General features: G+C 62.0%; 11 protein-coding genes. 6 read left to right on the top strand and 5 right to left on the bottom strand.

What is annotated here, in order from left to right; genetic code table 11:
* Positions 1 to 127: 127 nt before the first annotated feature.
* Positions 128 to 1,699: an alpha/beta fold hydrolase gene (locus B2W52_RS13290; RefSeq protein ID WP_286803502.1), complete on the bottom strand. Its 1,572-nt coding sequence runs from the start codon at positions 1,697 to 1,699 to the stop codon at positions 128 to 130.
* Positions 1,700 to 1,780: 81 nt separating this feature from the next.
* On the opposite strand from B2W52_RS13290, the gene B2W52_RS13285 reads away from it, so the two are divergent.
* The 3 genes from B2W52_RS13285 (at position 1,781) to B2W52_RS13275 (ending at position 3,811) form a co-directional block, all read left to right on the top strand.
* Positions 1,781 to 2,212, top strand: coding sequence for a DUF488 domain-containing protein (locus tag B2W52_RS13285; protein ID WP_286803500.1), 432 nt, complete (start codon positions 1,781 to 1,783; stop codon positions 2,210 to 2,212).
* A 72-nt stretch (positions 2,213 to 2,284) separates the two neighbouring features.
* Positions 2,285 to 3,190, top strand: coding sequence for a crotonase/enoyl-CoA hydratase family protein (locus tag B2W52_RS13280; protein ID WP_286803499.1), 906 nt, complete (start codon positions 2,285 to 2,287; stop codon positions 3,188 to 3,190).
* 30 nt (positions 3,191 to 3,220) lie between these two features.
* Entirely contained in the window at positions 3,221 to 3,811 is a 591-nt protein-coding gene (locus B2W52_RS13275) for a CPBP family intramembrane glutamic endopeptidase (protein ID WP_092030203.1), read from the top strand.
* Here the strand turns inward: B2W52_RS13275 and B2W52_RS13270 are convergent.
* Genes B2W52_RS13270 through B2W52_RS13260 form a run of 3 tightly spaced genes read right to left on the bottom strand, consistent with a single transcriptional unit; the run spans position 3,802 to position 5,515 of the window.
* A complete protein-coding gene (locus B2W52_RS13270; RefSeq protein ID WP_008176008.1) occupies positions 3,802 to 4,221 on the bottom strand; it encodes a DUF2721 domain-containing protein in 420 nt (139 codons plus the stop codon). The two genes, B2W52_RS13275 and B2W52_RS13270, sit on opposite strands and share 10 nt — an antisense overlap.
* Positions 4,222 to 4,258: 37 nt before the next feature.
* Positions 4,259 to 4,612: a gamma-glutamylcyclotransferase family protein gene (locus B2W52_RS13265; protein ID WP_008176007.1), complete on the bottom strand. Its 354-nt coding sequence runs from the start codon at positions 4,610 to 4,612 to the stop codon at positions 4,259 to 4,261.
* 21 nt (positions 4,613 to 4,633) lie between these two features.
* Entirely contained in the window at positions 4,634 to 5,515 is an 882-nt protein-coding gene (locus tag B2W52_RS13260) for a LysR family transcriptional regulator ArgP (protein ID WP_092030201.1), read from the bottom strand.
* Positions 5,516 to 5,603: 88 nt separating this feature from the next.
* Between B2W52_RS13260 and B2W52_RS13255 the strand changes: the two genes are divergently transcribed.
* Both B2W52_RS13255 and B2W52_RS13250 read left to right on the top strand, forming a co-directional pair.
* Positions 5,604 to 6,209, top strand: coding sequence for a LysE/ArgO family amino acid transporter (locus B2W52_RS13255; protein WP_092030200.1), 606 nt, complete (start codon positions 5,604 to 5,606; stop codon positions 6,207 to 6,209).
* Positions 6,210 to 6,308: 99 nt separating this feature from the next.
* Entirely contained in the window at positions 6,309 to 6,782 is a 474-nt protein-coding gene (locus B2W52_RS13250) for a DUF4442 domain-containing protein (RefSeq protein WP_092030198.1), read from the top strand.
* Between the two features lie 20 nt (positions 6,783 to 6,802).
* Here the strand turns inward: B2W52_RS13250 and B2W52_RS13245 are convergent, their stop codons facing one another.
* Complete coding sequence (locus B2W52_RS13245; protein WP_092030197.1) at positions 6,803 to 7,303, bottom strand: C40 family peptidase; 501 nt, start codon at positions 7,301 to 7,303, stop codon at positions 6,803 to 6,805.
* Positions 7,304 to 7,477: 174 nt separating this feature from the next.
* Between B2W52_RS13245 and B2W52_RS13240 the strand changes: the two genes are divergently transcribed.
* A partial coding sequence (locus tag B2W52_RS13240; protein ID WP_286803493.1) for a nitroreductase family protein occupies positions 7,478 to 7,817 on the top strand: 340 nt, incomplete at its 3' end.

Genomic DNA, 7,817 nt, shown 5'->3' with positions numbered 1-7,817 from the left:
GGCCGGGTGGCGATGGGGGCTGCGGCCTTGTCCGGCGGCGGCGGGGCGGCGGACGGCGAGGCCGGCCGGGCCTGCGGAGCCCGGGCCGGGGGAGCCTCAGCGTCGGCGGCGCGCTTTCCGAACATGGCTATTTCCGCCGGAACAGGTTGGCCAGCAGCGAGGACTTCTGCGCCACCGGCGGCTCACGGCGGCTGATCTGCTGGGCCAGGTCGTTGAGCGCCTCGGCGGTCTTGGAGCGCGGCGCCACCTCGGCCAGCATCTGGCCGTTATTGGCCGCCTGGCCAAACAGCTTGGGCTCGAAGGGCAGGACCAGGGCCGGCGTCAGGTTCAGGGCCTCGCCGAAGTCCTTCACCGGAATCTCCGGCCGGCCAGGCACCCCCACCTGATTCAGCACCAGCCGGGGTGGGGCGTCGTTGGGCCGGGCGCGGCGGACCAGGTCCACCAAGTTCTTGGCGTTGCGCAGGGAGGCCAGGTCCGGCTCGGCGACAATCACCAGATCATCCGACGACAGGAGGATGCGCCGCTTCCAGGCCGTCCAGACGTGCGGCAGGTCGAGCACCACGAAGGGCGCGGCCCCGCGAATCTTCTGGGTGACCTCCTCGAAGGCCTCCGGAGAGATGTCGTAGTCCTGATCCAGGGTCGCCGGGGCGGCGAACAGGCTCAGCCGGTCGCTGCAGCGGGCCATCATCCGGTCCATCAGGACAGGATCGAGACGATCGGGCTCCCCCAGGGCGTCGGCCACCCCCTGCAGAGGATCCTGGTTGAAGTCGAGGCCGGCGGTGCCGAAAGGCAGGTCCAGATCCACCAGCACCGCATTGGCCGCCAGCCGCTCGGTGATGGCGTAGGCCACATTGTGCGCAATGGTCGAGACGCCGACCCCGCCCTTGGCCCCGCAGAACGCGATCTGGCGGCCGACGAAGGGGGCGCTCGGATCGGCATAGAGACCGCACAGCGAGCGGACGAACTGCAGGGGCTTGAACGGCGGCACCAGATATTCGCTGACCCCGCGGCGCATCAGCTCGCGATAGAGGGCGATGTCATTGGCCGCCCCGATCACCACCACCTTCGACCCGGGATCGCAGACCTCGGCCAGCTGATCGAGATGAGCCAGCAGCCGCTCGGCGCTCTCGCCGCACTCCACCACCAGAAGCGGCGGGGGGGGCTGGTTCTGATAGGCGGCCACGGCGGCGGCCCGGCTGTCGAAGCGCGCCCGCCGGCGCAGGGCGCCCTGAACCATGGGGGACTGGGCGATGTCGCCAGGCGCCACATCTCCCCGCTCAGGCATCAGCACGGGATCGAACAGCACGAGGTTCGAGATCAGGTCCGGCGCCTGGGCCGCAGCCATCAGGCTGGTGGTCGCCCCCATGGAGTGGCCGGCCACTGTGACCGGCCCTCGAACCACATGAGGCAGCAGGGCCAGGAGATCGTCACGATAGGCGCCCCAGCCGCGGCGGTTCTCCAGCTCGGTGGGCAGGTCGGTGGCGCCATGGCCCCGCAGATCTATGGCCAGGATCCGCATCTGAGCCCCGAGCGGCGTCAGGATCGAGCGATAGGTCGCGGCGTTGAAGCCATTGGCGTGACAGAAGACGAGGTCGAAATCCCGGTCGGGCGGGCCGAACTCCAGGGCCGCCATCTCGCCGCCCCGGCTGGGCAGGGGAAAGCGGCGGACCCGCGGGGCCTGTGCGACCGTTCCATCCATGGGCGGATCCTTCTCTTCGCGCGATGGGTTCTTGCGCCCCCATATATCCCGTCTGTCCCATGACCCAAGGAGAGGTTCGCCATGGCCATCGCCACCATCGGCTATGAGGGCAAGACCCAGGCCCAGATGATCGACCAGCTCAAGGCCGCCGGCGTCGAGCTGGTGGTCGATGTCCGCGCCGTCGCCGCCTCGCGTCGACCGGGTTTTTCCAAGACCATCCTGGGGGCCAGCCTGGAGGAGGCCGGCATCGCCTATGAACACTTGCGGGGCCTGGGCACGCCCAAGGCCGGCCGCGACGCCGCGAGGGCCGGGCGCACCGACGAAATGCGCGCCATTTTCGAGGCCCATCTGGCCGAGCCCAAGGCCCAGGTTGAACTGGCCCGGGCTCAGGACCTGGCTGGGCGGAAGAAGATCGCCCTGCTCTGTTTCGAGGCCCGGGCCTGCGACTGTCACCGGGCCATCGTGGCCGAGCGGCTGTGCGAGGCCCTGGACGCCACGCGCGAAGATCTCTGAGGGGCCTTGGCTTTCCCCTGCGTCAGGGGGCGATGATGGGCGGAACCTTCAGACTCGTCCCAGGAACAGCCCATGACCGCCGCCAACGCCAACACCGCCCCCGAAACCGCCATTCCGGCGCTCGGCCCCTGGACCTGTTTCGACGTCGAGATCGAGGGCGGCGTGGCTCACATCAGGCTGAAGCGGCCCGAGACGTTCAACAGCATGATCCGGGCCTTCTGGAACGAGCTGCCGGTGATCGTCCGCGACATCAATGACAATGTGCGGGCCCGCTGCATCGTCATCTCCTCGACCGGCAAGCACTTTTCCGCCGGCATGGACCTAGCGGTGTTCGGCGGCGGCGGGACCTCGAACGCCGATGGCGGCGCCGCGCCCGACCGCTTCATCGCCGCCGAGGGCCAGCGCCACCATATCCGCTGGCTGCAGGACTGCTTCAGCTGTCTCGATGAGGCGCGCATGCCGGTCCTGGTGGCGATCCAGGGCGGCTGCATCGGCGGGGCGATGGACATGACCAGCGCCTGTGACATCCGCTACGCCACCGAGGACGCCTTCTTCTGCGTGCAGGAGATCAATATCGGCATGACCGCCGACGTCGGCACGCTCCAGCGCCTGCCCAAACTGATGCCCGAGGGCGTGGTTCGTGAATTGGCCTACACCGGCCGAAAATTCTCCGCCACTGAAGCGCAGAATCTGGGCTTCGTGAACGCCGTTTACGCCGACCAGGAATCCATGCTGGCAGGCGTTATGGCCCTTGCCGGCCAGATTGCGGCGAACTCTCCTCTGGCCGTCACTGGCTGCAAGGAAATGCTCAATTACAGTCGCGACCACAGTGTGGAAGACAGCCTCAAGTATATGGCCACCTGGCAGGCCGGCATGTTCCGCCCGACGGACATGATGAAATCGTTCCAGGCCAAAGCCCAGAAGCAGGCGCCAAAATACGATGCGCTGTTTCCAGTGAAGCCCTTGTTCGACCAGTAAATGGCGTTGGGTAAACGACGAAACTCGGGTATGTCCTCCAATGCCGCTCTGTTATTCCAGGGCGCCATTGGCGTTATCGGATTAGTGGCGATACTGCTATTCGGAATTCCGGTGCTGCATGTTGGGCCAGGCCTGTGGCCCAGCATTCTCCTGGGGACGGTTGGAGCCGCTCTTACCTACGCCGTTTTGCTGTTGCTTACGCGGGTGCCCGGCTTGTTCCCGGAGAACCTCGAGCGGCAGATGCAGGGTTTGTATGACTTTGCCTCCAGCTACTCCCCGGCTGTGCTCATTCTGCTATCCCTCCTGGCCGGAGTCGGTGAGGAACTGTTATTCAGGGGCGCAATCCAGGGCTGGCTGATGACAAAGACGGACCCTGTAACGGCCGTGCTTGCGGCATCGGTGTTGTTCGGTCTGGTGCACTATGTCTCATTTACCTATTTTCTGGTGGCTACCGGCCTTGGCATGGTTCTGGGGGCGGCCTACCTGTTATCCGAAAGCCTTGCTCTGGTCATGGTCTGGCACGCCCTTTACGACATGATTGCCCTGTTTTGTCTGCTCCGGTTTCCGCGCTGGTTTGGTGTCCGGGTCGTGAATTCCGGCGCAAACAGGCCTCACGAATAGTCGACATCTTCCCGGCCGGCACTCTTGCGGGCCTCAAAGCTGGCCAGCTCGACATTGATGGCATTGGTTGAGATCTGGATTTCGTACAGCGAGTACAGCAGCGAGAAAGACAGCAGTACCAGGCTGGCGCCAAACGCGATCACCCCTGGCAGATCGGCACCCAGGAAAAGCAGGAACATGGAAACCGTACACAGGAAGAAACTGAGTACGCCGAACGCCTGCATGCGTTTGGTCAGCACAATCCGTTTGCGCAGCATGCCGATCTGTCGGGCAATCAGGGCGTGGTCTTCCTCGGTGTCCATCTGCTTGAGTTGGCGGATCAGCTGCGCCAACACCAGAAACCGGTTGGTGAAGGCCAGCAACAGCAGTGAAATCGCCGGGAAGAGCAGGGCAGGCGTTGTCAGGTCCAATCTGGTGTCCTTATGGTGAAGGTGTGTGGGCTATGGTCTACCAGCTCCCGGAGCGCAGCCGCTGGATCGTTTTAACCGGCCGATTGTAAATGTACACCCAGGCAGACCCGTGGCGAGTGTCCATGGTCTGGCGGATATACAGGCTGCTTTGCGGGCGTTCAGGAAAGAAGTCTTCCAGTTCGTCCAGTGTTTTCAGCATCGTATCGGTAACCGCATAGACTTCCACGCGGACGCCCGGGGAAGGTTCCTCTATGGCACCCGGGTAGGGGCCCAGGTGATACAGGCTCAGTTCGGGCATCCAGTCTGTCCCGACAAACCGGGCGCCTCGCAGAATATGGCTGTTGTTCCGGCCACGTTTCAACGTGCCGTAAACCGCCACAAGGTGCTTCATTCTGATCGTTGCTCCCCCTGTTTACACGTTTGAATTCAACGTGGCCGCAGACCGCAGGGCGTTGGTCAGGCGGTCCATCACGCCGCCGCCATGGCGCCAGAAGTGCCAGTATAGCTGCACTTCCAGGGTTTGTTCAGGCGCGATGCTCACCAGGCGCCCGGCAGATATTTCCGGGCGGGCCTGCATTTCCGGAATCATGCCATACCCCATGCCGGCCAGCGCCAGTTTCACAAAACCTTCCGAGGATGGGCAAAGGTGGTGAGGGAAGGTGCCGTGATACCCGCACTGGGCCAGGAACCGGTGTTGCAGCTGGTCATTCGGCCCGAAAACAATGGCCGGGGCATTCTTCAGGCTGGTTTCGCTCAGGCCTTTCCCGAAGTATCGGTGCACATAGTCCGGAGTTGCCAGTGGCATGTAGGTCATGGTGCCAATGGGCACGCAGCGGGCACCGGCAACAGGCTGGGGGCTACTGCACAGGCAGGCAGCCACATCCCCTTCGCGCATCCTGCGAAGGCCAATGTCCTGGTCCTCGACCACAAGATCCAGCAGCAGGGTCTCCTCCGCGCAGAAGTTGCCTACCGCGGCCGCCCACCAGGTGGCCAGGCTGTCGGCATTCAGCGCGATGCGCAGTCTAGCTGTGGGTTCCGAGAGTGCCGGGATGGACTTGGTCAGGTCGCGCTCCAGCAATTGCACATGCTGAACGTGGTTGAGCAGACGCTGTCCGGCCGGTGTGGCCTTGAGTGCCGGGCTTCGCACCAGAACCGGTTGTCCGAGCCGGATTTCAAGGGTGCGAATTCGCTGCGAAATGGCCGACTGGCTCAGCCCGAGCGCCAGGCCGGCACGTTCGAATCCTCCGCACTCAATGACCGTCGCCAGGGCTTCCAGCAATTTGTAGTCAATCATAAGTAAAACTGATGCAGCATTATGAGTATGAATTTCAAGTATAGCTGGGAAGCGGTAACCTTGCGCCATTCATTAAGGAGAGATTCACGTGCTTGAGAGTTACCTGACCGGTCTGATTGTGTGTGGCGGCATTATCGTGGCGATCGGAGCGCAGAACGCCTACCTGCTGAGCCAGGCAATACGCCAGGAACATCATTGGTGGTCAGCCGGGCTGTGCATAGTGGCCGATATCACCCTGTTTACCCTGGGTATGTTCGGCATCAGTGCTGCCCTGATGGCCATGCCTGAGGCCCTGGAGATTCTCCGGTGGCTGGGTGTGGCCTTCCTTGGCTGGCTTGCGATTCAGTCCTTCGTTCGCGCCAGCCGCGGCAGAGCGGCTCTTGAAGCGGGTGAGGTAACCAAACGAAGCCTTAAAGCCGTGGTGTTCACGACCCTGGCAGTCACTCTGCTCAACCCTCAGGTTTATCTGGATACGCTGCTGTTGATTCCTGCCATCGGAGCCCAGCAAGAGGACGCGACCACCTTTGTGGCCGGTGCGAGCAGTGCCTCGATTCTCTGGTTCGGCCTGCTTGCCTGGGGCGGCTCGGCGCTGGCGCCCATTCTCTCCCGGCCGCTGGCCTGGCGGATTATTGATGGTGTCATTGGAATCATGATGGCCGCTATCGCCCTGCATCTCACGTTCAGTGGTCTTTAATATTCAAACGATCGTATGAATTTCTTGCATCGGCGCGCGTTGGGTTGGAAGATAGCGTGCTACTGAATTTGCAGTCATTTATACCATCGAGGATGTTTGATGAACGCCACTCTACGTCGCTGGCTTGCCAGTGCCGGGGCCATGCGCCGTGTTCTTTCCACGTTTGCTCCCTATATCGGTGCTGGAATCCGGGTGACCCACATTGCTGAGGATTTCAGCTCGGCCCGGGTGGAGATGGGCCAGCACTGGTACAACACCAATTACGTGCGCACGCACTTTGGCGGTTCGCTCTACAGCATGGTTGATCCCATGTACATGCTGCTGCTGATGCGACGGCTGGGCAATGACTACATCGTGTGGGATAAATCGGCGAGTATTGATTTTATCCGTCCCGGCAAGGGCAAGGTGATGGCACGCTTTGAATTGACTGATGAGCGTGTTGAAGAGATCCGCGCCGCAACGGCAAACGGAGACAAAATGCTGCCAGAGTGGGACGTGGATATTGTTGATGAATCCGGTGAGCTCGTCGCGCGCGTCCACAAAGTACTCTATGTGCGCCGGAAAAAGCGTTGAAGCGGGCTATTCAGCCTGGCTCAGTCAAAGCGTCTCGCTTCGGTCAGGCGGCCTTTCCAGTAGTAGCCGCTGATCGAGGACTGGATAACGCCGGCCGATGTTGATGCGTGGATAAAGCGGTCCCCGCCCATGTAGATACCGGCGTGCTGTTCCTTTCCGCCAATCCGGAAGAACACCACATCGCCCGGTCGAATCTCGCCGGGATGAACCACGTCACCACTGGCAAGCATTTGAGTCGTTGTCCTGGGCAATTGTTTGCCCAGGCCTTCCTGGTAGGCGGTAAGAATGAATCCTGAGCAATCGAAGCCGTTGCCGGAGGTGCCACCGTATTCATAGGGGGTGCCTCGGTAACGCTCGAACACCTGCCAGAGTTTTTGGGCCTTTTCCGAACTGGATGCCTCGACAGGAACGGTCTGTAGTCCAGGCGTAGAACCCGACTGCAGCTTTCCGCTACTGGCGCAACCGCCGAGCGCAAGCGCCACGAATGCCAGAAATAAGACGTTTCTGAAGGAATAACGCATCTCAGACCCTGTGCAAGTTTTCACTGTCTTCACTTTAATTGTCGCGCCCGGGAATGTCAGGTTACGGAGCGTGAGATTTTGTTGATGCGGCTCAACGAAGTCGCCGGGCATCACCGGCTATCTTTTCCTTTCACGCAGGAATAGTCTGTCACGAGACCATTCGGGAGAGCTGCAATGAGCGAAGGAACACGCAACACCCCCATACCGCGAGACACCCTGGCGGCCATCCTCGAGAGCGCAACATTGGCGCCATCAAGCCACAACACCCAGCCCTGGCGATTTGAACTCGGCCAAACCGGGATTTCCCTGTTTGCGGACCGGTTACGGGCATTGCCGGTCAACGACCCCGACGACCGGGAACTGACCATCAGCTGCGGGTGTGCCCTGTTTAATCTTCGGATTGCCGCCGCTCATGCAGGATTCAATACCGAATGCCAGCTTTTGCCGGACCCGGGCGACGAGGATCTGCTGGCGACCGTCTCGTTTTCACCGGTATCCGGGGAGGAGGGCCGGC

Source organism: Marinobacter sp. UBA2498, assembly GCF_002341575.1.
GTDB classification, from domain to species: Bacteria; Pseudomonadota; Gammaproteobacteria; order Pseudomonadales; family Oleiphilaceae; genus Marinobacter; species Marinobacter manganoxydans.
Note: the sequence above shows the minus strand (reverse complement) of the source record. Positions and strands in the feature narration are given on the sequence as shown.